Source organism: Intrasporangium sp. (genome assembly GCF_051961875.1).
Taxonomy (GTDB): domain Bacteria; phylum Actinomycetota; class Actinomycetes; order Actinomycetales; family Dermatophilaceae; genus Intrasporangium_A.
Genome location: NZ_JBQCCV010000147.1, coordinates 1 through 25,206 on the forward strand (window position 1 = coordinate 1; position 25,206 = coordinate 25,206).

Sequence of the window (25,206 nt, forward strand, 5' to 3'; positions counted from 1 at the left end):
CACACCCATTATTTTTACACCCGACCGCCCTTATCACCCCCCCCCCCCCCCCCGGGGCCCTTATTTGGGGCCCGACTGCTGTCCGTGTGGCGCGGCGGTGTCACTGGCGACGCGTCGACCGCTCCCGCTTGACGCGGCGGACGAACTCCTCGGGGTCGGCGGGCAGGAACGACGCCGCGAGGGAGTACTCGAGCTCGGCGTCCCTGTCTGGGTGCTGTCCGCGTCGCTCGCGCATCTCCTCGAGGATCGCCTCGATCCGGCCGACGAGCTCGCGCGCCTCCTCGCGGGTGAGGCGGGCCCGAGTGAAGGCGAAGCCGAGGGTGCCCTCCTCGTCGGCCTCCTCGACCACGCCGTCATCGTCGGACCTCAGCAGCTGCTCCATCCGCTCCAGCTGCCGCTCCACCTGACGGCGGACCAGGACCATGACGGCCGCCTGCGATGAGGTGTCGCCACCGGACGGGACGAGGTTGAGCCCACCCGGGCGCAGCCGCCAGGGCCGCTCGCGGGCATCCTCAGAGGCCTCGACCCGCTCGACGATGCCGTACTTCTCGAGGAGCCGCAGGTGGTGGCTCACGGCGGACGGTGACATGCCGACACGCTCGCTCGCGGCGGTCGCGGTGACCACCTTGTCGTCGTCGAGCAGGGCGATGAGGTCCTGACGCACCGGGTGGGCGAGCGCCTTGAGAGCGGCGGGGTCGCGGAGGGTCAGGGGCTGCGGTCGAGCCATGTGAGCAGCATACGAGGCAACGGCCCGATGTGAAGTATTGCCTTCACGCGTACCTGAAGCCTATGCTTCACTCTTATGAAGCGATCCCTTCACGATGTCGAACCAGCCCGTTGGCGCGACGTGTGGTCCCAGCGGGACATGCGCATCGTCCTGCCGGCCCGCGCCCTGTCCCTGCTCGGCGACACGGTGGCGGTCTCGGTGCTCATGCTCGACGCCGCCGAGACACGTTCGGCGGCGCACGTGACAGGGATCCTCGCGGCCTTCGCCGCTCCCGTCCTCCTGCTCGCCGCGCCGGCCGGCCGCCTCGTCGACAGCCGCAGCTCCCGGACCCTCCTCGTCTGGGGCGGGCTGCTGCAGGTCCTCGCCTCCGCGGGCCTGGTGTGGAGCCCTTCGTATGCCGTGCAGCTCGGTTTCGTCGTCCTCCTCCAGTGCGGGCAGGTCGTCACCGGACCGACCTGGATGGCGCTCGTGCCGAGGATCGTCGGCGAGGCTCGCGTCGCGACGGCGATCGCGATGGCGCAGACGCTGGGCGCGGTGGCCGGCCTCGTCGGCTACGCCGTAGGCGGGATGCTCTACGACCGGATCGGGCCGCACTGGACGATGAGCATCGACACGGCCTCCTTCGCCCTGCTCGTCGCCGCCGCCCTGCTCGTCCGGACCCGACGGGCCGTCGCGGAGGAACGGGGCCCGGGCCGGCCCACCCCGGCGACGGGAGGCACGCGGGTCGTCCTCGCCGACCGGGTGATCGCGCTGTTCCTCCTGTCACTGCTCCTCTTCGTCACGACCGCGGAGGCGAGCAACGTCGCCGAGCCGATCCTCATCGTGCAGGACCTCGGGGCGGACGGGACGGCCTACGGGCTCGTCGGCGCCTGCTTCGCCGCCGGCTCGATCCTCGGGCCCGCGCTCGCGAGCAGGATCCGCTCCCAGGTCGGCCGCGTCACCGGCGCGGTGGTCACGATGCTCGCGATCGGTGCGGTGCTGGCCTATGTCGGGACCGTCCCCTCCGTCGTCGCCCTGGTCCCGGCCTACTTCGCCTTCGGCATCGCCATCGGCGTGCTCAACGTCCTCATCTCGACCGTCCTGATGCTGCGCGCCCCCGAAGCCGCTCGCGGCCGGGTCATGTCCCTGGTCAGTGGCGCGGCCCGAGGCGCCTCGATGCTCGGCCTGCTGCTCGGCGGCGGCCTGGTGGCCGGTCTCGGCGGACGGCAGGCCTACGTCGTGCTCGGGATCGCCTCCATCGTCGTCGCACCGCTGGCCCTCCTGGCCCGACGGGAGCTGCGCCGGGAGGCAGCGGTCGGCGAGAAGGATGCGGCAGAAGCGGAGGTCGCGACGCAGGACACGGAGGCCGCGGCGTGACCCTGCGCCGGGCTCGGGTCAGTGCCGGTTGACGAGGGCCGCGATGATGGCGATCGCGATGAAGAGGATCAGCGCGGCAACCGTGATCCGGTGCCGGAAGTTGAAGTTCACTTCACCGCCTCCGGCTCCGGGGAGATCTCGGGATGGTGCGGCGGGTTCACGGCGATCCGGAGTCGCGGACGGCCCTGGGTCTCGAAGCTCACGGCCACATTCTGCGTCCGCGCGGTCCAGATCGCGACGACCAGGAGGGACAGGCCGACCATGATCGTGCCGATCGCGATCGTCCAGCGGGCCCCGAAGGCGTCACCGATCCAGCCGATGAGCGGTGAACCCAGCGGCGTGCCACCCATGAAGATGGCCATGTAGAGCGCCATGACCCGGCCACGCATCACCGGGTCCACGGCAAGCTGGACGGTCGCGTTGGCTGTCGTCAGTGCGGTGAGGGAGGCGAGCCCGGTCGGCACGAGGAAGAGGGCGAAGGTCCAGTAGGTCGGCGCGATCGACAGCAGGAGCGTGGCAGCGGTGAAGCCGACGAGCGCGAGCAGCAGGATCCGCAGGCGCGGGTGGTTGCGCCGAGCCGCGATGAGGGCGCCGGTCAGCGACCCGATCGCCATGATCGAGCCGAGCAGGCCGTACTCCCCCGGCCCCTTGTGGAACACCTGGGTCGCCATCAGGGCCGTGGTCACCTGGAAGTTCATCCCGAAGGTGCCGAGGATGAAGACGAGGAACATGACCAGCTGGATGTCGGGCCGGCCCTTGACGTAGCGGATGCCCTCGCGGATCTGGCCCTTGCCCCGCGACTTCGGCGCCGGCATCAGCTCGCCGACGTTCATCATGGCGAGCGCGGCCAGCACGAACAGGAAGCTCGCAGCGTTGACGAACATCGCGGGCGCGATCCCGACGATCGCGATGACGATGCCGGCGACGCCGGGCCCGACCAGTCGGCCGATGTTGAACGAGGCGCTGTTGAGCGCGACGGCATTGGCGAGGTGGTCGCGGTCGACCATCTCGGAGACGAACGTCTGCCTCGCCGGGTTGTCGAACGCGGTCGCGACGCCCTGGATCAGGGCGATCGCGTAGACGTGCCAGAGCTGGACGGCACCGGTCGCCGTGATGACGGCGAGCAGGAGCGCCGTGAGCAGGAGCGCCGACTGGGTCATGACGAGCAGCCGCCGGTTAGGCACGCGGTCGGCGACCATGCCGGCCCACGGGGCGAGCAGCAGGAACGGCAGGAACTGCAGCCCGGTCACGATGCCGAGCGCCGACGCCGAGCCGGAGGTGAGGACGGTCAGGACGAGCCAGTCCTGCGCGACGCGGCCCATCCACGTGCCGACGTTCGACACGATGCCGCCCATGGCATAGATCCGGTAGTTGCGGATGCCGAGGGAATGGAAGGTCGGACTCACTCGCTCGCCACCTTGAGCAGCACGTCGCGGACCGAGGCGAGGAGCGCGTGCTCTTCCTCGCTCAGGCCCTCGAAGCGCTGCAGCATCCACTCGTCGCGGTGGCGGCGGATTCCCCTGAGCGTCTTCAGGCCCTCGGGGGTGAGGGACAGGATGACCTGCCGCCCGTCGGTCGGGTCGTCGGCCCGTGCGACATACCCGGCCTCGACGAGCACGTTGGTCGTGCGCTTCATGCTGGGCGCGCTGACCCGCTCGATCTCGGCGAGCTCGCTGTTGGTCTTCGGGCCCGACTCGAGCCGGGACAGGACGGAGAACTGGTGCGGCGGCAGGAGCAGGTCGGACTCGTAGCGCACCCGCCGCGAGATCCGCATGCACGCGAGGCGCAGGTCGCTCGCGAGGCGGGAGAGCTCGCTCCGGGTCAGCGGCTTGGGGCCGCTCACTGCCTCCACCGTCTGCTTGCTCATCATCACTCCAACTCCTACCGGCAATTCGTTAGCATAACTCATTAGCCTTGCTAACTATTCCGCGTGCGGGGCGAGCGGGTGCCGATCAACGCCAAAGACCAGGTATGCCGCGGAGCGGAGGCCCGCTCAGCGGCATACCTCTTGCTCCTCGGGGGGACGACGGAAGGCCACGTCCTTGCGGGACGTGGCCTTCCGGGAGTGGGCGGACGGGTCAGCCGAGCAGCATCGACTCGATCGGCGCCTTCGCGAAGAAGATGACGAACGACGCGGCGATGACCCACAGCAGCGGGTGGATCGTCCGGGCATGGCCCTTGGCGATCTTGATGACGACCCAGGCGATGAAGCCGGCACCCATGCCGACGGTGATGTTGTAGGTGAACGGCATGAGCATGATCGTGAGGAAGGCCGGGATCGCCACCTCCATGTCCCGCCAGTCGATGCCGGTCACCTGCTGCATCATGAGGAAGCCGACGATGACGAGGGCGGGCGTCGCCGCCTCGGACGGGATGATGGCGAAGACCGGGGCGAGGAAGGTCGCGAGGAGGAACAGCACGCCGGTCACGATGGCGGCGAGCCCGGTCCGCGCGCCCTCGCCGACGCCGGACGCCGACTCGACGGAGGACGTGTTGCTGCTGACGCCGGCCGCGCCACCGGCGGCGGCGGCGATCGAGTCGACGACGAGGATCTGCTGGGTCTTCGGGGGGTTGCCCTCCTCGTCGAGGAGGCCCGCCTCGGCGCCGATCGCCACGATCGTGCCCATCGTGTCGAAGAAGTCGGCGAGCAGGAGGGTGAAGACGAACATGCCCGCCGTCACGATGCCGAGCTTCTCGAAGGAGCCGAGCAGGCTGAACTGGCCGAGGATGCCGAAGTCGGGGGTGTTCGTCGGGCTGGACGGCCAGTGTGGGACGCTCAGCGCCCACGCCTCCGGGTTGACGAGCTTGCCGTCCTGGTAGACCCGGGCACCGATGTGGAAGACCGCCTCGAGGATCATCGCGAGCACCGTCGCGGCGACGATGCCGATGAGGATGGCGCCCTTGACCTTGCGGATGACGAGGACCGCCATGAGGAGCACGCCGGCGACGAAGACCACGGTGGGCCAGCCGTCGAGGCTCCCGCCGATGCCGAGCTCGCTCGGGACCGACCCGTTCATGGTCGGCCGCGCGAATCCGGCGTCGATGATGCCGATGTAGGCGATGAACAGGCCGATGCCGACCGAGATGGCGACCTTGAGCGGCTTCGGGATGGCGCGGAACACGGCGGCGCGGAAGCCGGTGAGGACCAGGACGAGGATGATGACGCCCTCGATGAACACGAGGCCCATGAGGTCGGCGAACGTGATCTTCTCGCTCGCCGCGTGCGCCACGACCATGCTCGCGATGAGTCCGTTGATGCCGAGCCCGGCCGCGAGCGCGATCGGGAAGTTCGCGACGAGGCCCATGAGGATCGACATGAGGCCCGCGATGAGGGCGGTGCCGACTGCCACCAGCAGCTTGCTCTGGGTCAGGTCGCTCGTGCCACCGATGAAGTTGCCCGAGCCGTCCTGGATGCCCGAGAGGATGATCGGGTTCAGCACGACGATGTAGGCCATCGTGAAGAAGGTGACGAACCCGCCCCGGACCTCCCGGGCGACGGTCGAGCCTCGCTCGGAGATCTTGAAGAACGAGTCGAGCCCGGAACGCGCCGGACGAGTGGTGGTTTTAGTCGACATGGCGCACACCCTAGTGGCGTGCTACCTGGCACCCGACGGCACGCTCTAGGGTGGACACGTGACGACCGACGAGACCCCGACGAGTGGCCCTCCGTCCCCTGCCGAGGACCTCACGCCGGTCCACGTCCCGATGGTCCGGATCGTCGAGGTCGGCATGCTCTGCTGGCTCGTCGCACTGTTCGTCGTGATGCTCGTGCCCGCGCTGCACACGGGCGACAAGGCGTGGTGGCCGTGGTGCTGCGTCGCCGGCTTCGGCCTCGGCGGGATCGGCCTGACCTACGTCAGGCGCGGGCGCGGCAATGCGGCGGACGCCTGAGCCTCAGGGCAACCGCGCCGTTCAGTCCGTATGCCGCTCAGTCCGTATGCGGCTCGGCTGAGTCCTGCTCGGGCGTGCCCTCCGCGCCCTCCGCGCCCTCCGCGCCCGCTGCGCTTTCCGCGCTCGGCCCGGACTCGCCGTCATCCTCCGTCGAGGTGCCACTTTCGGTCGAGGGGCCACCTTCCGTGGAGGGGCCAGCCTCCCCGGACGGGTGGACCTCGATGTCGACGGCGAGCTCGTCGAGGACGGGGTCCGCGACAGGGGTGGGCTTCGGCGGCTTGAGGTCCGCCTCCGAATGGGCACCGCAGCCGTGGTCGAGCGAGACGACGCGCCCGTCGGAGGGCGACCACTCGTTGGCGCAGACGCCGAAGACGGCACGCAGCGCACCGGCCATCGGCAGGAAGTAGCCACACGTCGAGCAGGGCGCCGGCGCCTTCTGCGCAACCTCTGACGTCGGGCCCGGATCGCCCTCGTACCACCGGGAGGCGGCGGTCTCACGGCCCTCGGCGGACAGCACGCGTGGGCGGCCGAGGCCGAGCTCCCAGATGGCGAGCCGGTCGACGTCCTCGTCGCCGGTGGCCTCGAACCCGGGCACCAGGTTCGGGTCGTCCTCGCGGTAGGGCAGCACGTCGCCGGCACCGAGGTCGCCGGGCGCGAGCCGGTCGGCATAGGGCACCCACTCCGGCGCGAGGATCGCCTCGTGGCCGGGCAGCAGGTTCGTCTCGCAGACCGTGGCCACGCGGGACCGAGACACGCGGGCGACACTCACGCCCCAGCGCCAGCCGCCGTAACCGGGTGAGAGGCACTCGAACCAGTGCATGGCGAGCCGCTCGCCGAGCATCTCGACGCCGAGGTGCTCGCCGACCGTGCCCGGTTCGGCCACCTTCTCGAGCTCGGTGCGCGCGAGCGGGACGGCGTCGGCGAGGACGGCGTCCTTCTTGCTGGCAGTCGGGGCCGGGGCCACCTCAGCCCTCCAGGTCGTCGGCGACACGACGGAGCACCTGGGCGACCTTCGCGCCGACCTTGCGGTCGGGGTAGCGGCCCTTGCGCAGGCCGGTGCTCATGCCGTCGAGGAGCTGCATGAGGTCCTCGATGATGACGACCATCTCCTCGGTGGTCTTCCGGTCGCGCTCGCGGCGGTTCGCGGCGACGGACGGCGCCGGGTCGAGCACCCGGACCGAGAGCGCCTGCGCGCCGCGTCGGCCCTCGACGATGCCGAACTCGACACGGGCGCCCTTCTTCAGCGTCGTGACACCCTCGGGCAGGGCGCTCGCATGCAGGAACACATCGGCGCCCTCGTCCTCGGCGATGAAGCCGAAGCCCTTGTCGGCGTCGTAGAACCTGACCTTGCCAGTGGGCACAGTCCACCCCTTGCTCGTTGCTCGAAAGTCCTCCAAGCCTAACGGGACCAGCGGCCCCGTCGAACCGAGTATCACGGCCCCCGGCAGGATCGGTGGTTGTCGGCTCAGCCGGGGTGGATGCCCCAGGTGCCGGTCCACTCCTCGCCCGGCTCGAGGACGACCAGGGAGGTTCCGGAGTTGAACGCGTCGGCCGGGCACGACATGGGCTCGACGGCGATGCCCGGCTCGCCCTTGCCGAGGTGCGCCGCACCGGTGAAGACCTGCAGCCACGGGAAGGCGGCATCGGCCCAGAGGGTCACCGACCCGAACTCGTCCGACTGCACCCGACAGCGCCACATCCCGTCGGCGTCACGCTCGATGTCGGTGTAGGCCGTGTCGAGGATCTCGGAGCCGACGCGGCCCCCGTCGCGGAAGTCGTAGCGCGTGCCGTCCACCGGGTGGGTCTCGGTCGGCAGCATCCGGTCGTCGGTCGCGAGCCAGGTCGACGCCGGGACGTGTACCTCGACGTCGTCGATGAGCAGCGAGCCGATCGAGAGGTAGGGGTGGGCGCCATAGCCGAAGGGTGCCGGGCCGCTGCCGACGTTGCGGGCGGCGGGAGTGACGATCAGGCCGGTGTCGTCGAGGACGTAGGTGGTGCGCAGGTCGAGGTGGTGCGGCCAGCCCGGCTGCGGGTGCAGGCGGTAGCGGACCGTCACCGAGTCGCGCTCGTGCTCGAGCAGCTCCCAGAGGGACCAGCGGACCAGGCCGTGGCTGGCGTTGTGGCGCGGCACCTCGGTGATGGACAGCTGCTCCGACTCACCGCCGAAGTCGTACTTGCCGTCGCGGATCCGGTTCGGCCAGGGCATGAGCTGCTGGCCCCGACCGGACCGGCACTCCTCGGCCTCCGCATACCCGGCGACGACCGGGACGCCGTCCCTCGTGAAGCTGCGGAGGCCTCCGCCGACCTCGACGACCGTCGCCTCGAACGGTCCGTGCGCGATGGTGAACTGCTGACCGGTCGGTGCCTCCGGCGTCACCTGACTCATGCCGAGAGCGTATCGGCCTGAGGGTCCGTGCCTCCCCGCCACTAGGTTGGAGACCATGGCCGTTCCGAGCCGCAGCCTCGCCGACGACATCAGGCGCCGCACCGACGACGAGCTCGTGGCGCTGGTCCTGGCGCGCCCCGACCTCGCCCGGCCGGCGCCCGCGGACCTGACCGGCCTCGCCGCGCGCGCCAGCACGAAGGCAAGTGTCCAACGTGCCGTCGAGGCCCTCGACCGAGGCCACCTGCAGGTCCTCGAGGCCCTGGTCGTGGCGGGCGAGGACGCCACCCTCGACGACGTGCGCCGCCTGCTCGGCGTGGACGAGGCGTGTGGCGCGAGGATCGGCGCGATCGTCGAAGACCTCTGGCGCTCCGCGCTGCTCTGGCGCACCGACGGGAGGCACCACGTGGTCCGCACGGTGCCCGAGGTCCTCGGCCGCAACGTGGCCGGGCTGGGCGCGCCGATCCGCGAGCTGCGCCCCTCCCCGAACGGGCCGGTCACGTCGATCGAGGACGGTGCCGAGCTCGCCGCCCTCCTCGACGAGGCACCGTCCTCCGCCCGCGCCGTGCTCGAGAAAATGGCCTGGGGCCCGCCGCTCGGCGTGCTGCCGACGAGCGGGCCCGGCCAGACGGCCGTGCGCTGGCTCCTCGAGCGCCACCTGCTCGTCACCGTCTCCGTGGACCGCGTCGCCCTGCCTCGCGAGGTCGGCCTCGCCCTGCGCGGCGGCCGTCTGCACCGCCGGGTCGAGCTCGACCCGCCGGACCTGCCCGCGCGCACCGTGACGGCCGTGGACGCCCTCGGGGGCGGCGCCGCCAGCGAGCTGTTGACCCAGGTCGACGAGGTCGTGGAGGCCTGGGGCGCCGAGCCGCCCCGCGTGCTGCGTGCCGGCGGGGTGTCCGTGCGGGACCTCAAGCGCACGAGCGAGCTGCTCGATGCCGACACCGCACGCACGGGGTTTCTCGTCGAGCTCATGTATGCCGCTCACCTCCTCGCCGACGACGGCGAGATCGTGCCCGTGTGGGCGCCCACACCGGAGCTCGACGAGTGGTCCGCCTCGGACGCGGGCCACCGCTGGGCCGGCCTCGCCGCCGCCTGGCTCCGGATGACGCGAGCGCCTCACCTCGTCGGGCAGCGCACTCCGGGGGCCTCGGGCGTCGCGAACGCGCTCGGACCGGATGTCCAGTGGCCCCCCATCCGGGCGATCCGCCGGGACGTCCTCACGGAGCTCGCCGACCTGTCCCCGGGCTCGGCGCCCAGCGCCGAGGACGTGACGCAGCGCCTGCTCTGGCGACGCCCGCTCCGGTCCGGCTCCGTCCTCGGCGATGCCGTCGTGGCCGTGCTGCGGGAGGCGGAGTGGCTGGGCCTCACCGGACGCGGCGCCCTCTCCACGGCGGGTCGCGCGCTCCTCGGCTCGCACCCGCCCCCTTCGAAGGCTGGGACGGGGCCCACCCCTGACGGTGTCGAGGCGGCAGCCGCGGCGATGGCGGCGCAGCTGCCGGAGCCGGTCGACCACGTTCTGCTGCAAGCGGACCTGACCGCCGTCGCACCAGGGCCCCTCGTCGGTGACCTCGCCGAGCTGATGCGTCTCGCCGCCGACGTCGAGTCGCGTGGCGGGGCGACGGTCTACCGCTTCACGAACGAGTCGGTCCGGCGGGCACTCGACGCCGGCTGGGCGGCATCCCAGCTGGTCGACACCCTGCGCCGGTCGAGCCGCACGCCGCTCCCCCAGCCGCTCGAGTACCTCGTGTCGGATGTCGCGCGGAAGCACGGGCGCACGCGAGTCGGGGGCTCAGCGGCATACATCCGCTCGGATGACCAGGCCGTCCTTGAGGCGATGCTGGCCTCGCGCGAGCTCGCCCCGCTCCTGCTACGGCGCGTCGCGCCGACCGTCCTTGTCTCCCAAGCGAGCCCGGCGGTCGTCACGGACGTCCTGCACGATGCCGGCTTCGCGCCCGTGACCGAGTCACCCGACGGGAGCGTGGTCGTCGCCGAGACGAGACGTCGGCGGGCGAGGACTCGGCGGCAGGCAGCCACGATCGTCTCGCCCGTCGACGAGCCGTTCACCCGCTCCCTCGTCGCGGGGCTCCGGACGGCGGAGGCGGCCGCGGACGCCCGGCGCGCCGAGGAGGAGCAGCGCGAGGGGCCACCCATCCCGGTGAGCGACCCGGTCGTGACCCTCGCGCTCCTGCGGGACGCGGCCGCGGACCGGCACGGGGTCTGGATCGGGGTCAGCGACCGGCACGGGGCGACGACCCGCGAGCTCATCCACCCACGGCGGGTCGAGGGTGGCCAGGTGCGCGCGACCGACGCGGCGGGACACGAGAAGAGCTACTCGATCCACCGCATCACGGGCGCCACCCTCGATCCTGATGGTTGAGCGTCAGCCGACCGGGGGCTCGTCTGTCTCGGGCGGCAGCGCGGCCTCGAGGGCCTCGCCGCCGGCGAGGGCCTGGCCGCCGCCGAGGGCCCGCACGACGTTCGACGGGCTGGGCCGCCCTAGCTGCTGCGCCATCCAGACACTCGTCTCGACGAGCTTTTCCAGGTCGACCCCGGTTCGAACCCCGGCCCCTCCCAGAGCCCAGACGAGGTCCTCGGTAGCGAGGTTGCCGGTGGCGGACTTGGCGTAGGGACAGCCGCCGAGACCGCCCGTCGACGCGTCGACGACCGCAACGCCGTCGCGCAGCGCGGCCATCGTGTTGGCGAGCGCCTGGCCGTAGGTGTCGTGGAAGTGGACCGCGATCCGGTCCGTGCCGATCCCCCGCTGGTCCAGCGCCTCGAGGAGCCGATGGACGTGCCCCGTCGTGCCGACCCCGATCGTGTCGCCGAGGCTCAGCTCGTCGCAGCCGAGCCCCATGAGCCGCTCGGCGACATCGACGACCTGCTCGATCGGGACCGGCCCCTCCCAGGGGTCGCCGAAGCACATCGAGACGTAGGCCCGCACCCACATGTCGTCGGCCTTGGCCCGCTTCACGACCGGCTCGAACATCGCATACTGCTCTGCGACCGACCGGTTGAGGTTCTTCTGGGCGAAGGTCTCGGTGGCCGACCCGAAGATCGCGATGGCCCGCAGGCCCAGCTCCTCAGCCCGGTCGAGGCCGCGCTCGTTGGGCACGAGCGCCGGGCGGCGCCGGCCGACCCCGTCCGGGCCCAGCGCGCCGAGGACCTGCTCGGCGTCGCCCATCTGCGGCACCCACTTGGCCGGCACGAACGAGGTCGTCTCGATCGTCCGCAGGCCGGCCGCCTCGAGGCGCCGGATGAACTCCACCTTGGTGGCGGCCGAGACGACGGTCTTCTCGTTCTGCAGCCCGTCGCGGGGGCCGACCTCGTAGATGGTCACCTCGGCGGGCAGTCCCGCTGCCGGCTCGACCTGAGGGGTGCGCATGTCGTCCATACTGTCAGCCGTGACGACCCCCTCCCCAGGAAGCGTGGCGGGCGCCGCAGGGAACAGCGGCCCCGGCGCCGGTGTTGGTGACTCTGATGAATGACGGAGCCCTCATCGTCCAGAGCGACAAGACCCTTCTCCTCGAGGTCGACCACCCGCGAGCCGAGGAGGCCCGGCGAGCCATCGCGCCCTTCGCCGAGCTCGAGCGTGCCCCGGAGCACGTCCACACCTACCGCGTGACACCCCTCGGCCTCTGGAACGCCCGGGCCGCCGGACACGACGCCGAGCAGGTCGTCGACGCCCTCATCACGCACAGCCGCTACCCGGTGCCCCACGCCCTCCTCGTCGACATCGCCGAGACGATGGACCGCTACGGCCGGCTCACGCTCGAGAAGGAAGGCTTCGCCGACAGCCCGGAAGGCACCCGGCTCGTGCTGCGCACCACGGACCGCCCCGTCCTCGAGGAGGTCCTGCGGCACAAGAAGATCAAGCCTCTGACCGGCGAGCGGATCGACGACCTCGCAGTCGTCGTCCACCCCAGCGAGCGCGGCCACCTCAAGCAGGAGCTGCTCAAGGTCGGCTGGCCCGCGGAGGACCTCGCCGGCTACGTCGACGGTGAGGCGCATCCGATCGACCTCGTCCAGGACGGCTGGCACCTGCGGCCCTACCAGCAGCACGCCGTCGACGGCTTCTGGCACGGCGGCTCCGGCGTCGTCGTGCTCCCCTGCGGCGCCGGCAAGACGCTGGTCGGCGCGGGTGCCATGGCTGCCGCCAAAGCGACGACCCTGATCCTCGTCACCAACACCGTGAGCGCCCGCCAGTGGAAGGACGAGCTGATCCGGCGCACCTCCCTCACCGAGGACGAGATCGGCGAGTACTCCGGCGCCCGCAAGGAGATCCGCCCCGTCACCATCGCCACCTACCAGGTGCTGACGACGAAGCGGAAGGGTGCCTACACGCACCTCGACCTGCTCGACGCCCGCGACTGGGGCCTGGTCGTCTACGACGAGGTCCACCTCCTGCCGGCCCCGATCTTCCGGATGACCGCCGACCTGCAGGCCCGGCGCCGGCTCGGCCTGACCGCGACGCTCGTGCGCGAGGACGGCCGGGAGGCCGACGTCTTCTCGCTCATCGGGCCCAAGCGCTTCGACGCGCCGTGGAAGGACATCGAGGCACAGGGCTACATCGCGCCGGCCGACTGCGTCGAGGTCCGCGTGTCCCTGCCCGATGGGCAGCGGATGGCCTATGCGACAGCGGAGCCGGACGACCGCTACCGGCTCGCCTCCTGCTCCGATGCGAAGCTGCCCGTCGTCGAGAAGCTCGCTGAGCGGCATACGGAACCGACCCTCATCATCGGCCAGTACCTCGACCAGCTCCACGAGCTCGCCGAGCGGCTCGGCGCGGACGTCATCACCGGTGAGACGACGGTCAAGGAGCGGCAGCGCCTCTACGACGCGTTCCGCTCCGGCGAGATCACCCGCCTCGTCGTGTCGAAGGTCGCGAACTTCTCGATCGACCTGCCCGAGGCCTCCGTGGCGATCCAGGTCAGCGGCACGTTCGGCTCCCGTCAGGAGGAGGCGCAGCGCCTCGGCCGCGTCCTGCGGCCCAAGGGTGACGGGCGCACGGCGCACTTCTACACGGTCGTTGCCCGGGACACGGTCGACTCGGAGTTCGCGGCGCACCGCCAGCGGTTCCTCGCCGAGCAGGGCTACGCCTACCGGATCGTCGACGCGGACGACCTCTGAGACGTCCACCGCGTTCCCAGTGAACTCACAGCAAACGTCGGGACACTGTGGAGCGTGGAGACACAAACCCCTGAGGCCCGCCTCCTCGTCGTCGAGGACGAGCCGAACATCCGCGAACTGCTTGCGACCTCCCTCCGGTTCGCCGGTTTCGAGGTCGACACCGCCGACGACGGGGCGAGTGCGCTTGCCCTCGCCGAAAGCTGCGAGCCCGACCTCGTCGTGCTCGACGTCATGCTGCCCGACGTCGACGGGTTCGAGGTGACGAGGCGCCTGCGCGACCGAGGCCGGCAGCAGCCGATCGTCTTCGTCACCGCTCGTGACTCCATCGGCGACAAGATCGCCGGGCTCACTGTCGGCGGGGACGACTATGTGACGAAACCGTTCAGCCTCGAGGAGGTCGTCGCCCGCATCAGAGCCGTCCTGCGGCGCACCCGCGGACCGGTCGACGACGACTCCGCAACGCTCCGCTTCCACGACCTCGAGCTCGACGAGGACTCCCACGAGGTCCGCCGCGCCGGCCGTGTCATCGACCTGTCCCCCACGGAGTTCAAGCTGCTGCGTTACCTGCTGCTGAACCCGAACCGGGTCCTGTCCAAGCTGCAGATCCTCGACCACGTCTGGGACTACGACTTCCGCGGCGAGTCCGGGATCGTCGAGTCGTACATCTCCTACCTGCGCCGCAAGATCGACGTCGACGGGCTTCCCTCTCTCATCCACACCAAGCGTGGGGTCGGCTACGTCCTGCGGGTTCCGCCGGAGTCGTCGTCCTGACGGGTGGCTGCCATCAACGTCGCAACCTCGAGGAACCGCGGTAGGGGCGGGGTGAGGCTGCGTGCCATCCCGCTCCGCTGGCGGCTGCTCACCGTGGCCCTCAGCCTCATCCTCATCGCGCTCGCCCTGACGCTCGTCGTCACGAGTGCCCTGCTCAACCGCTACCTGCTCGACCAGGCTTCTCAGGAGCTCCGGCTCTATGCAGCGAGCGTCAGCCGGCTCCAGCCGACCCAGCTCGATGACTCGCGTCCGCTGCTCCCGACCGGGTTCACCCTGCGGGTCATCCCCGCCCACGGCGATTACCAGCGCTATCTCGGTGAGGCGGTCACCGAGCGGGACAAGGCCGACATCCCGCTGATCCGCCCCAACGACGACCGGGTCAAGCAAGACCGCGTCTTCACGGTCGGCTCGATCGGCGGGGGCGTGCGGTGGCTCGCCCTGGCCACGACGAACCAGGACAAGAGCGATACCTTCGTCGTCGCCCTGTCGCTGCGGAACCTCGACAACACCGTGGACCAGTTCCTTTGGTATGCCGCAGGAATCGGCGCCATCGTCCTCGCGATCTGCGCTGCACTGGGGTGGTTCCTCGTCAGACGGGCGTTCCGCCCACTCGCCGAGATCGAGGACACCGCGGCCGCCATCGCCGCCGGCGACCTGACGCGACGCATCCAGGTGCCCGGTGCCGAGGACGAGGTGGCCTCCCTGTCCCGGTCGCTGAACGTCATGCTGGCGCGGATCGAGCGCTCGTTCGCGGTCCGGCAGGCCAACGAGGCGAAGATGCGCCGGTTCATCGCCGATGCCTCCCACGAGCTGCGCACGCCGCTCGCGGCGGTCTCGGGCTATGCGGAGCTGTACCGGCAGGGGGCCCTTCCGACTCAGGAGGCCGTTGCCGGCGCGATGGGCCGGATCGAGGGCGAGAGCCACCGGATGCGCGACCTCGTCGACGACCTGCTCACCCTCGCGCGCCTGGACGGCGAGCGGCCCCTCCAGCTCGGACCGGTCGACCTCGCGGTGCTCGCCGCCGACGCCGCCCAGGACGCTCGCACGATCGATCCCAGCCGGCTCGTCACCGCCACCGGGATCGCGGGGCCGATCCACCCGACCGAGCTGGTCGCCGACGAGCGCCAGCTGCGCCAGGTCGTGACGAACCTCGTGACGAACGCGCGGGTCCACACCCCGGCCGGGACCCCGATCCAGATCCTCGTCGGGCCGATGGACCGTGGTCACGTCGCGCTTGCGGTCCGCGACCATGGGTATGGCATCCGGGAGGAGGACAGGGCCACCGTCTTCGAAAGGTTCTATCGTGCGGATGCCTCGCGCAGCCGCGGGCACGGTGGTGGCAACGGGCTCGGCCTCGCCATCGTCGACGCGATCGTCCAGGCCCACGGCGGAACGGTCCGCGCGGACGAGACGCCGGGCGGCGGCGCCACGTTCGTGGTGGAACTGCCCGTTCAGCCTCCCAACGGCGAGCACACAGTGGACTCATAGGAGCACCAGAGGGGCCACCAAAGCTCGTGCCGTCAACTGGGTACCAACCAGCCGAGCGAAGGAGAAGCCATGACCATGGCACCCGGCACGCACAACCCCATGTCTGCCGTGCCGCCTCCCCCGGAGGAGCGGCCCACCCCGCAGGACCACCGCACCAAGGAGCCCAAGCAGAAGCGTCACCTCGGGGAGATGGTCGGTGTCGCCCTGCTCGCGGCCGTCCTCGCGAGCGGCGGGACCTACGCGGCCACCCAGGCCGGCGGCGAGGGCACCGCCGGTGGCACCCAGAACGCGAGCTCGCAGACGCTCCAGCAGGGTTCCACCTCACCGACGGTCATCCAAGGCAACGCCGCCGCCCCCGACTGGACCGCGGTCGCCAAGGCGGTCAGCCCGAGCGTGGTCAGCATCGACGTCGTCCTCCAGAACGGCGAGGGGGCCGGCTCAGGCGTCATCATCGACAACCAGGGCCACGTGCTGACCAACAACCACGTCGTCTCCGGCGCGTCGAACGGCTCCATCTCGGTCGCGCTCAATGATGGACGGACATACTCGGCGTCGATCGTCGGCACCGATCCCTCGACCGACCTCGCGGTCATCAAGATCCAGAGCGCGCCCTCGGACCTCACGCCGATGACGATCGGCGACTCCGGCAAGGTGTCCGTCGGTGACCCGGTCATGGCGGTCGGCAACCCGCTCGGCCTCTCCGGCACCGTGACGACCGGCATCGTGAGCGCCCTCAACCGGCCGGTGACGACGCAGGCGAGCGACCAGAACCAGTCGCCCCAGGGCGGTAACCAGACGACGAGCGACGCGGTCGTGACGAACGCGATCCAGACGTCGGCGGCGATCAACCCCGGCAACTCCGGTGGCGCACTCGTCAACGGCAAGGGTGAGCTCATCGGCATCAACAGCTCGATCGCCCAGCTCGGCGGCGGCGGCTTCGGCAGCAGCGGCCAGAGCGGCAACATCGGCATCGGCTTCGCGATCCCCGTCAACGAGGCCAAGTCGATCGCGAGCCAGCTGATCGAGAAGGGCCACGCCGACCACGCCTTCCTCGGGGTGAGCGCCCGCGACGCGGTCGTGACGGACCGCTCTGCCAAGCGCGCCGGCGCCCAGGTCGTCCGGGTCGCCTCCGGCACGCCCGCCGAGAAGGCCGGAGTCCGGCAGGGCGACGTCATCATCATGGTCAACGGCGAGCGCGTCGACTCCTCGACCGCGCTGGTCGCCCAGGTCCGGGAGATGAAGGCCGGCGAACAGGCCAAGCTCACCGTGATCCGCAACGGACAGCGGCTGGAGCTCGACGTGACCCTCGCCGTCAAGCCCGCCAGCTCAGCCGGCTGACGTACTCTCCCTCGCCGGTTTGAGGTGCTCGAGCGGTCCCTCCCGCCGCTAGGGCACCTCAAACCATGCCCACGAGAGCACGAGAGGTATGCCGCTCAGCGGGCGATCGCTGGGCGCCCCAGCGCCGCTCGGGTGAGACTGGAACATGGACGCGGAACGGAACAGGCAGAACACCCTCGACGCGATCGCAGCCTTCAACGCCGGCGACCTCGACCGTTACCTCGCGAGCTATGCCCCGGACGCGGTGATCCACGGGCTGCCCGAGCACCTCGAGCCGAACCTGTCCGGGCACCGGGAGTTCCTCACCTCCATGCGTGAGGCGCTACCCGACGTGACCTCGACCGTCGAGGACATCGTCGCGAGCGGCGACCTCGTCGCGACCCGTCATACCTACCGCGGCACCCACGAGGGGGTGCTGCACGGGGCGCGCCCGACGGGGCGGGTCCTCGAGTGGCGGGCGATGACGTTCCGGCGGTTCGACGACGCGGGCCTCGCGACCGAGCGCTGGATCGTCACGGACGACCTGGCCCTGCTGCGGCAGCTGGGCCACCTCGGCACGCCGAGCGGGGCACCGGCCACTGCCCGCTGACCGGGCAGATCCCAGTACGCCGCTCACCGTCGAGTGAGCGCCCCTTCCCACCAGCCCCGCCCAGTGGGCGTGACCGGTGTGGCTGAGCGCTCACTCGACGTTGAGGTGGGCCCTGACGGTCAGGCGCCGGCGCGGAAGGCGGCTCGGGAGGCGAGGACCTCGCGTAGGTCCGCGTCGGCGTCCACGAGCGAGCGCCGCACCGCCGGGGTCAGGTCGTCGCGCTCGAGGGTCTGGGCGCTGAGGCGGGCTGTCTCGGCCGTGTGGACCTGCGGGAACCCTAGGGTGACGACCCGCGAGAGGGCGTCCTCGCCGACCCAGGCGCTCATGGCGGGCACCTCGACGAAGTAGCGCGCGACGTACGGCTCGACGAGGTCGTCGCTCGGGGCCGCCCAGAAGCCGCGGGCGAGGTGGTTCATCTCGTAGTTCGATCGGCCGTTGCGGCCGGTGAGCTGCTCCCACGCCCAGGCCTTCGCCTCGGGATCGGGCCGGGAGGCCCGGCACATGAGGGCGTTGAGCGAGCCCTGCAGGGTGTCGTCGGCCGCGCGGAAGCTCTCGATGTCGGCGTCCGACAGGGCTCCGCGACGGGCCAGGTTGCGCACGACGATCCACCGGAAGTCGCCGTCGTCCTCGAGCCCCGCGGGCAGGCCGTGGCCCGAGGCCCAGCCGTGCAGGAGCTCCTCGTCGGCGCTTGTGCCCGCGACGAGACGTGCCGCGGCGAGCGAGGACGTCGAGCCCCGCTCCGCGGTGTCGAGCAGGGCCTGTCCGCAGCGCGCGAGCCGCTCGCGCGCCGCGGGCCGCTCCTCGCGTGGGAGGAACACACCCACGACGACCTGCTCCGCGTAGGCGGCCATCCGCGTCAGGATCGAGGAGTTCGTCTCGCTCGTCCACGCCCCCTCGAAGACGTCGAGGAGGGTGGCCGGCGCGACGTCGGCCAGGTGGAGGCCGTCGATGAGCGAGGACCACACGACAGCGCGGGCCTGCGCGTCGGCCACCTCGCCGAGCTGGCCGGGCAGGGCATGGATCGTCTTGCCGGACAGGACGATTCGCGCCCAGGTCAGGTCGGAGGCATTCGGCACCAGAACGTCCGGCGCCGCCGTGCCCACGAGCCCGTCGAGCGACACCTCGGGCGATCCGATGGTCGTCGCCACGCGCGCCGTCTCGGTGCCGTCGGTCCACCCGGCGACGTCGAGGGCATGGGGCCGGTCGGCGGGGTGGTCGTGGGGCGCCTGACGCGTCAGCGTCGCCGCGGTGACGCGGCCGTCCGCCTCCGCGAGGTCGACGCGGAGGGTGTCGCGATCCGCGGTGAGCAGCCACGCCTTGGCCCAGCCGCCAAGGTCCCGGCCGCTCGCGGCCTCGATGGCGGCGAGGAAGTCGGCGAGCGTCCCGTTGCCGTAGGCCTTGTCCGTCAGATAGGTGCGCACGCCGGCGATGAACCGGTCGTCGCCGACATACGCGATGAGCTGCCGCAGCGCCGCCGCACCCTTGGCGTAGGAGATGCCGTCGAAGTTCTGCAGGGCGCTGATGGCGTCGAGCGCCTCGACCCCGGCGACCGGGTGCGTCGAGGGCGAGCGCTCGGCGCCGTACCCCCAGACCTTGCGCTCGATGGACGAGTCGACCCACGCCTCGCTGTACTGGGTCGCGTCGACGAGGCAGCGGTGCGACATGTACTCCGCGAACGACTCGTTGAGCCAGAGGTCGTCCCACCACTTCATCGTGACGAGGTCGCCGAACCACATGTGCGACATCTCGTGGGAGACGGTGTTGGCGCGGGTCAGCAGCTCGTCCTGGGTCGCGGCGCCGCGGAAGATGTACTGGTCACGGAGGACGACGCAGCCCGGGTTCTCCATCGCGCCCGCGTTGAACTCCGGGACGAAGACCTGGTCGTAGTCGCCGAACGGGTAACGGATGCCGAAGAGGCCGTGGAAGTAGTCGAACGACTGCTTCGTCACCTCGAAGATCTCGGGGGCGTGCCGCTCGAACGGCCCCTAAAGCGAATGGCGGGCGAGGACCGCGAGCAGAAAGAAGTCGTGCTCGTCACACACGGACGAGTAGAGCCCGGCGCAGATCGTCACGAAGTAGGTCGCGAGCGGCTTCGTCGTCGCGAGGGTCCACCGCCCCGGGGCGGTACGGGTGGCCGCGCCGTTACCGATGACGGTCCACTCCTCGGGGGCCTTCACCGTGATGTCGTAGGGCGCCTTGAGGTCGGGCTGGTCGAAGCAGACGAAGACGCTCGGGGCCGCGTCGAGGAAGAGGTGCCCGTAGACGTAGTCCCGCCCGTCCGCCGGGTCGGTGGCCCGGTGCAGGCCCTGCCCGTCGTGGCTGTAGGCCATCGTCGCCTCGACCGTGAGCTCGTTGTCGGCCGCGAGGTCGGGCAGCGGCAGGCGGCCGTCGTCGACCGTCGCCGGGTCCAGCTCCCGGCCGTTGAGCCGGATCGAGCGGACCTCCCGCGCCTTCACGTCGACCCAGCTGTCGGCACCCGGCGAGCCACACGTGAAGCGGACCGTCGCGACCGAGCCGAAGACCTCGGCGCCCTGGTCGAGATCGAGCTGAACGGCATACGAGCCGACGGTGATCAGCTCGGAACGGTCACGGGCTTCGGCGAGGGTGAGACTGCGCATGAGGGCGAGCCTGCCAGATGCGGACAGCCCCCGTCGCACGGGTTGCAGAGCATCGCGCCCCGACCCTTTCGAGCCGTCCGTGTCAGTACCGGCGCGGGCCTCCGGCCATCGCTTCGAGACGCTCGATCCGCTGGTCCATCGGCGGATGCGTCGCGAAGAGACGCGAGACATCCTGGGACCGGAACGGGTTGGCGATCATCATGTGGCTCGCGTTGACGATGTCCTGCTGGGGCGAGAGCGGGGCCCGCTGGACGCCATACTCGAGCTTGCGAAGGGCCGAGGCGAGGGCGAGCGGGTCACCGGTCAGCTTCGAGCCGTCCTCGTCGGCGTCGTACTCGCGCGTGCGGCTGATCGCCATCTGGATCATCATCGCCGCGAGCGGCGCGAGGAAGCTCATCGCGAGCAGTGCAAGCGGGTTGGGCCGGTTCTCGTCGGAGCCGCCGCCGCCGAACATTCCGAAGAACATCAGCATCTGCCCGATCGAGGTGATCACGCCGGCGACCGCCGCGGCCACCGAGCTGGTCAGGATGTCACGGTTGTAGACGTGCATGAGCTCGTGCCCCAGCACGCCGCGCAGCTCGCGCTCGTCGAGCAGCTGGAGGATCCCCTCCGTGCAGCAGACGGCCGCGTGCTTGGGGTTGCGGCCGGTGGCGAACGCGTTGGGCGCCTGCGTCGGGGAGACGTAGAGCCGCGGCATCGGCTTGCCGGCGCGCGTCGAGAGCTCGCGGACGATGCGGTACATCCCCGGTGCCTGCGCCTCGGAGACCGGGTACGCGTGCATCGCGCGGATCGCCAGCTTGTCGGAGTTCCAGTAGCCGTAGGCGGTCGTGCCGACGCCGATGAGCGCGAAGACCCAGATGTAGCGGCCGCCGCCGATCAGCGCGCCGAGACCGAGCAGCAGCACCCAGATGGCACCGAAAAGGGCAGCGGTCTTCAGCCCGTTGAAGTGGTTGTGCATGCCCGTTGAACGTTCGACCAGAGGCGGCTGTTCCGGTGGCCGTGGCGTCGAAGCTCCCGCTCTGCGACACAGTGTCGTAGATCACCGTGGTTGAGCATGCAACCAGCTCGCGTAGTACTACAAGTAGTAGTAGTTTCTGTCGTACAGGGAAAAACGCCCGGCCACCCGGGAACTCACACAGGAGAGAACCATGCGCAAGACCCTCGACAAGCTCATCTCTTGGACCGGCCTCCTCCTCGCGGCGGTACTGCTCGTCGCGGGCGGCTTGCTCACCTGGGCCAGCAACTTCACGAACCAGAACGTCCACGACCAGCTCGGGTCGCAGAAGATCATGATGCCGGCGGCGGCGGCCATCGAGAAGATGGACCCGGCCGACAAGGCCGCACTGCAGCCCTGGTCCGACGGCAAGACCCAGATGACCACGGGCGACCAGGCCAAGGCCTTCGCGGACCACTACATCCTCGTCCACATGAACGCGGCCTCGAACGGCAAGACGTATGAAGAGGTCTCGGGCGAGTTCATGAAGATGTCGAAGGACCCGGGTGCCGACCAGGCCAAGGTCGCCGAGCTCGGCCAGCTGCGCCAGACGCTCTTCATGGGCAACACCCTCCGCGGCCTCCTCCTCAACGCCTACGCCTTCGGGACCATCGGCAAGATCGCGGCCCTCGCCAGCGTCGCCTCCTTCGTCGGTGCCGGTCTCTTCCTGATCCTCGGCCTCCTCGGCCTCCGGCACGCGAAGACCGCCAGCGACATGGTCGTCACCCGCGAGGACCGCACCCCGGCCACCGTCTGAGGTGACCAGCTGAGGTAACAGTCGCCACAACCCCCACCAGCCCCGCCGGCCACCCCCGGCGGGGCTTCCTCATGGCCGCGTTGGGCCCGGCTCCGCCGCCAGCAAGGCGGTGGCCATGCCCGGTCTCCGGGGCTGTTCAGGGGTGGCGTGAAGGGCTAGAACGGAGGGATGGCGACGGATCGTGTGACGGTGCGCAGCGCGGACGAGCTCGGGCGGGCGCTCGGCTCCGGGGCCCGTGAGATCCAGGTGGACGGCACCATCACGGGCTCCCCGTCGGTCACGCTCCCGCCGGGGACGACCTTGGTGGGTGGAGAGCTCGTGTTCCTCGCCAAGGGGGTGCGCCTCACCCGGGACAACACCCTGCGGGACATCGCGATCAGGACGACGCCGTACGAGGTGGCGGTCTACAACGACACCAGCATCCCGGACGCCGGCACACTGTCCTTCCGGAACGTGACGACGGTCGGGCAGGTGTACCTGGTGGCAGAGGCCGAGACGATGACCGTCCGGGTGGAGGCCAGCGGGTTGCACGTCCAGGACGCTGACGTCCGCGGACGCGCCGATCAGCCGCATGGGTACGGCGTGGATGTGCTCCAGGGCGGGCTCACCCTCTGGAACCGCCAGAAGGACGCGTCCTCGTCGTTCAGCGCCACGCTGCGGGACGTCTCGATCGGCACGGACGAGACACCCGTGCGCGGCTCGGGCATCTTCGTCGCCGGGTACGGCGATCGCTTGGGCCGCCTGGCCGGCGGCTCCTTCGAGGCCGACCTGATCGAGACCGGCAAGGTGGTCACCGACGGCGGTATCGCCCCCGGCACACCGGACAAGATCAGCGGCGGCGTCTTCGTCGTCTCCGGGGCTCGCGTCGACCGGGTGGTCAACGCCGGCCAGGTGACCACCCATGGCCAGAACGACATGGTCCTCGACAACTGGGGCTACGTGAAGGAGTGGGTCTCGACCGCGGAGATGAGGTCGACCGGCCCCTCCGGCATCGGCTTCGTCAACTTCGGTGACATCGACAGGCTCGACATGCAGGCGCCGGTCATCACCACCGGCGGCGGCGCCCGCGGCTTCAACCTCTACGACGGCACCCTCAAGGAAGCGTCCTTCCACTCCATCAGGACCACCGGCGACGGCTCCGTCGGCATCCAGGTCAGCCGGCCGATGGGCAGCCTGACCGTGCACCACGACGTCGTGACGACCGGCGGCGAGGGCTCCAGCCTGGTCAAGGGCGTGCAGGTCACGCTCAAGGCGATCGCGTTCTCGGTCAAGGCGGGCGGCCAGATCGAATCGGTGGCCATCGGTGGTGCACTCCGCACCGAAGGGCCGGGCGTCACCACGCTGGAGGTGGCCGACGGCGCATCCATCGCAGAGGTCACCGTCGGCGTCGGAATCGAGGCGCAGGGGGCCGGCTCGAGAGCCACCGACATCCAAGGCGCGGTCCCCTCCCTCGACGGCGTGCCGGTCCACGAGGACTGAGCACCGTCCGGCGCTGGGCAAAAAGTGAGTGCCGCTCGCCGCTCCGGAAGACAATGAGGCATGGATGAGCCAGCTCACGTCGTTACTCGCTGGCTCGCCGCCGGCGATCTCGGTCACGTCGAGGCCTTCGATGATCTCCTGCATCCAGATGTCGTGGTCCACGCACCTCGGGGGCTCTCGACCGAGGACGTCGAATCAGAGAAGGCGGTGTGGCGGGAGGCAGTAGCGGCGATACCCGACCTCCGCCACGAAGTACAGGAGGTGGTGGCGCAGGGGGATGTGGAAATGGCCCGTGTCATCGTGAGCGGAACTCTCCGCCACCACTTCGCTGGCATTGCGGGAAGCGGACAGTCCTTCCGGATGGATCAGGCCGTCATCTGCCACCTTCGGGACGGCAAGATCGCCGAAGCGTGGGAAATCGCCGATGTCGGCTCCTTGGACGAGAAGTAGGTCCCGGTTCAGACGCGCCCGGAAAATGACGCGACATCCGCCGTCAGGATCCGGAGAATCTCCGGGTGATTCTCGACGCCGTCCTCCGCCACACACGCCCCCCATCACCCCTGGCCGGACGGCTCGCCGCGCAGTCACTGCTCTTCGCCCTGGGCGAGGGCACCTTCATGACCGGCTCGGCAGTGTTCTTCACCCAGATCGTCGGGCTGTCCGCCGCCCAGGTCGGCCTCGGCCTGACCTTCGCCGGAATCGCCGCGTTCCTGGCGGCGCTGCCGATGGGCAAGCTCGTCGACCGCTTCGGACCCAAGAAGATGTGGGCCGTCAGCGCGACGGGCCAGGCCGCCATGTTCTCGCTGTGGCCGCTCATCAACGGCTTCGAGGGCTACGTCCTGATGGCCATCGGCATGGAGGTCATCGGCGCGCTGGGTGGCGCGGCCTACGGCGCGTACACCATCGACGTGCTCCCGGCCGGCGAGCGCGTCAAGTCCCGCGCCTACATGTACTCGGCGCTCAACGTCGGCTTCACGCTCGGCTCGATGCTCGGCGGCATCGCCCTGGCGTTCCACTCCAACGATGTCCTGCACGCGCTGCCGTGGTTCACCGCCGTGGCGTTCCTCGTCAACGCCGCCGCGATCACCCGCCTGCCGAAGGCGGCCCACGACGAGCGCACCCCCGAGGACCGCAATGTGAAGATCCCCGGACCGGGGCCGCTCCGCAACCCCGGCTGGCTCCTCACGACGTTCTTCGGCGGCGTGTTCTGGACGAACCAGGTGCTGCTCAACGTCGTCATCCCGCTATGGCTCGTCGAGAAGACCGATGCCCCGCGGGTACTGCTGGCGTTCCTGTTCGGCACCACCACCGTCATGTGCATCTTCCTGCCGATGGTCACGTCGCGCAGGGTCAAGGACGTGCCCAGCGCGCTCGGGGCGATCCGGCTCTCGTCGATGTTCTTCGTCGTGTCCTGCCTGATCACCCTGGCGACACACGACACCGTCGGCTGGGTGACGATCGCGCTGGTCTGGCTCGGGCACGTCACGGTGACCGGTGCCGAGCTCTACCTGTCTGCCGCAAGCTGGTCTTTCGAGGCCGAGCTGATGGACCCGCGGCAGCGCGGCGCGTACCAGGGCGCCGCCGAGATGAGCGGCACGCTCGGGCGAGTCTGGGCCCCGGCCCTCTACACGTTCCTCGCGATGAACTGGGGCGCCACCGGCTGGCTGCTCATCGCCGGGATCATCGTC

At 70.5% G+C, this 25,206-nt stretch carries 23 protein-coding genes; 12 read left to right on the forward strand and 11 right to left on the reverse strand.

The features are described 5' to 3' along the window. Positions 1–100: 100 nt before the first annotated feature. Complete coding sequence (locus ACTHJJ_RS08880; RefSeq protein WP_440302583.1) at positions 101–727, reverse strand: ArsR/SmtB family transcription factor; 627 nt, start codon at positions 725–727, stop codon at positions 101–103. Between the two features lie 75 nt (positions 728–802). Between ACTHJJ_RS08880 and ACTHJJ_RS08885 the strand changes: the two genes are divergently transcribed. After that, on the forward strand, positions 803–2,083 hold the full coding sequence (locus tag ACTHJJ_RS08885; RefSeq protein WP_440302584.1) for an MFS transporter: 1,281 nt from the start codon (positions 803–805) through the stop codon (positions 2,081–2,083). Between the two features lie 107 nt (positions 2,084–2,190). Here the strand turns inward: ACTHJJ_RS08885 and ACTHJJ_RS08890 are convergent, their stop codons facing one another. From ACTHJJ_RS08890 to ACTHJJ_RS08900, 3 genes are all read right to left on the reverse strand, one after another. Beyond that, entirely contained in the window at positions 2,191–3,489 is a 1,299-nt protein-coding gene (locus tag ACTHJJ_RS08890; RefSeq protein WP_440302585.1) for an MFS transporter, read from the reverse strand. Then, positions 3,486–3,950: a MarR family winged helix-turn-helix transcriptional regulator gene (locus ACTHJJ_RS08895; RefSeq protein WP_440302586.1), complete on the reverse strand. Its 465-nt coding sequence runs from the start codon at positions 3,948–3,950 to the stop codon at positions 3,486–3,488. Before ACTHJJ_RS08895 ends, ACTHJJ_RS08890 begins: the two co-directional genes overlap by 4 nt. 211 nt (positions 3,951–4,161) lie before the next feature. Next, positions 4,162–5,658: an NCS2 family permease gene (locus ACTHJJ_RS08900; protein WP_440302587.1), complete on the reverse strand. Its 1,497-nt coding sequence runs from the start codon at positions 5,656–5,658 to the stop codon at positions 4,162–4,164. Between the two features lie 58 nt (positions 5,659–5,716). Here ACTHJJ_RS08900 and ACTHJJ_RS08905 point away from each other — a divergent pair, with 58 nt between their 5' ends. Then, positions 5,717–5,974, forward strand: a complete 258-nt coding sequence (locus ACTHJJ_RS08905; protein WP_440302588.1) for a DUF2530 domain-containing protein — start codon at positions 5,717–5,719, stop codon at positions 5,972–5,974. A gap of 37 nt (positions 5,975–6,011) precedes the next feature. Here the strand turns inward: ACTHJJ_RS08905 and ACTHJJ_RS08910 are convergent, their stop codons facing one another. The 3 genes from ACTHJJ_RS08910 to ACTHJJ_RS08920 form a co-directional block, all read right to left on the reverse strand. Next, positions 6,012–6,965 carry a DUF3027 domain-containing protein gene (locus ACTHJJ_RS08910; RefSeq protein ID WP_440302589.1) on the reverse strand — a complete coding sequence of 318 codons (954 nt, stop codon included), beginning with the start codon at positions 6,963–6,965 and terminating at the stop codon, positions 6,012–6,014. After that, positions 6,940–7,335 carry a cold-shock protein gene (locus tag ACTHJJ_RS08915; protein WP_440302590.1) on the reverse strand — a complete coding sequence of 132 codons (396 nt, stop codon included), beginning with the start codon at positions 7,333–7,335 and terminating at the stop codon, positions 6,940–6,942. Before ACTHJJ_RS08915 ends, ACTHJJ_RS08910 begins: the two co-directional genes overlap by 26 nt. 104 nt (positions 7,336–7,439) lie before the next feature. After that, positions 7,440–8,360 carry an aldose 1-epimerase family protein gene (locus ACTHJJ_RS08920; RefSeq protein WP_440302591.1) on the reverse strand — a complete coding sequence of 307 codons (921 nt, stop codon included), beginning with the start codon at positions 8,358–8,360 and terminating at the stop codon, positions 7,440–7,442. A 55-nt stretch (positions 8,361–8,415) separates the two neighbouring features. Between ACTHJJ_RS08920 and ACTHJJ_RS08925 the strand changes: the two genes are divergently transcribed. Further along, positions 8,416–10,734: a helicase-associated domain-containing protein gene (locus ACTHJJ_RS08925; protein ID WP_440302592.1), complete on the forward strand. Its 2,319-nt coding sequence runs from the start codon at positions 8,416–8,418 to the stop codon at positions 10,732–10,734. Between the two features lie 3 nt (positions 10,735–10,737). Here the strand turns inward: ACTHJJ_RS08925 and ACTHJJ_RS08930 are convergent, their stop codons facing one another. Continuing rightward, a complete protein-coding gene (locus ACTHJJ_RS08930; protein WP_440302593.1) occupies positions 10,738–11,739 on the reverse strand; it encodes a hydroxymethylglutaryl-CoA lyase in 1,002 nt (333 codons plus the stop codon). 95 nt (positions 11,740–11,834) lie between these two features. Here ACTHJJ_RS08930 and ACTHJJ_RS08935 point away from each other — a divergent pair, with 95 nt between their 5' ends. From ACTHJJ_RS08935 to ACTHJJ_RS08955, 5 genes are all read left to right on the forward strand, one after another. Next, positions 11,835–13,484, forward strand: a complete 1,650-nt coding sequence (locus ACTHJJ_RS08935) for a DNA repair helicase XPB (RefSeq protein ID WP_440302594.1) — start codon at positions 11,835–11,837, stop codon at positions 13,482–13,484. Positions 13,485–13,538: 54 nt separating this feature from the next. Further along, a complete protein-coding gene (locus tag ACTHJJ_RS08940; protein WP_440302595.1) occupies positions 13,539–14,255 on the forward strand; it encodes a response regulator transcription factor in 717 nt (238 codons plus the stop codon). Positions 14,256–14,306: 51 nt separating this feature from the next. Further along, the gene (locus tag ACTHJJ_RS08945) at positions 14,307–15,743 is read left to right on the forward strand and encodes a sensor histidine kinase (protein ID WP_440302596.1); all 1,437 of its coding nucleotides are present in this window, start codon (positions 14,307–14,309) and stop codon (positions 15,741–15,743) included. A 69-nt stretch (positions 15,744–15,812) separates the two neighbouring features. Beyond that, positions 15,813–17,081 carry a S1C family serine protease gene (locus ACTHJJ_RS08950; protein ID WP_440302597.1) on the forward strand — a complete coding sequence of 423 codons (1,269 nt, stop codon included), beginning with the start codon at positions 15,813–15,815 and terminating at the stop codon, positions 17,079–17,081. A 145-nt stretch (positions 17,082–17,226) separates the two neighbouring features. Next, positions 17,227–17,670, forward strand: a complete 444-nt coding sequence (locus ACTHJJ_RS08955; RefSeq protein ID WP_440302598.1) for an ester cyclase — start codon at positions 17,227–17,229, stop codon at positions 17,668–17,670. A 119-nt stretch (positions 17,671–17,789) separates the two neighbouring features. Here ACTHJJ_RS08955 and ACTHJJ_RS08960 read toward each other — a convergent pair whose 3' ends face one another. From ACTHJJ_RS08960 to htpX, 3 genes are all read right to left on the reverse strand, one after another. After that, on the reverse strand, positions 17,790–19,619 hold the full coding sequence (locus ACTHJJ_RS08960) for a M1 family aminopeptidase (RefSeq protein ID WP_440302599.1): 1,830 nt from the start codon (positions 19,617–19,619) through the stop codon (positions 17,790–17,792). 36 nt (positions 19,620–19,655) lie between these two features. Next, the gene (locus ACTHJJ_RS08965; RefSeq protein WP_440302600.1) at positions 19,656–20,288 is read right to left on the reverse strand and encodes a hypothetical protein; all 633 of its coding nucleotides are present in this window, start codon (positions 20,286–20,288) and stop codon (positions 19,656–19,658) included. A gap of 82 nt (positions 20,289–20,370) precedes the next feature. After that, on the reverse strand, positions 20,371–21,246 hold the full coding sequence (gene htpX / locus ACTHJJ_RS08970; protein ID WP_440302601.1) for a zinc metalloprotease HtpX: 876 nt from the start codon (positions 21,244–21,246) through the stop codon (positions 20,371–20,373). Between the two features lie 190 nt (positions 21,247–21,436). Here htpX and ACTHJJ_RS08975 point away from each other — a divergent pair, with 190 nt between their 5' ends. The 4 genes from ACTHJJ_RS08975 to ACTHJJ_RS08990 form a co-directional block, all read left to right on the forward strand. Continuing rightward, on the forward strand, positions 21,437–22,039 hold the full coding sequence (locus ACTHJJ_RS08975) for a hypothetical protein (protein WP_440302602.1): 603 nt from the start codon (positions 21,437–21,439) through the stop codon (positions 22,037–22,039). A 168-nt stretch (positions 22,040–22,207) separates the two neighbouring features. After that, a complete protein-coding gene (locus ACTHJJ_RS08980) occupies positions 22,208–23,518 on the forward strand; it encodes a hypothetical protein (RefSeq protein WP_440302603.1) in 1,311 nt (436 codons plus the stop codon). A 60-nt stretch (positions 23,519–23,578) separates the two neighbouring features. Then, positions 23,579–23,968, forward strand: coding sequence for an ester cyclase (locus ACTHJJ_RS08985; protein WP_440302604.1), 390 nt, complete (start codon positions 23,579–23,581; stop codon positions 23,966–23,968). A gap of 65 nt (positions 23,969–24,033) precedes the next feature. Beyond that, positions 24,034–25,206: MFS transporter (locus tag ACTHJJ_RS08990; RefSeq protein WP_440302605.1), on the forward strand; the 1,173-nt coding region annotated here is incomplete at its 3' end.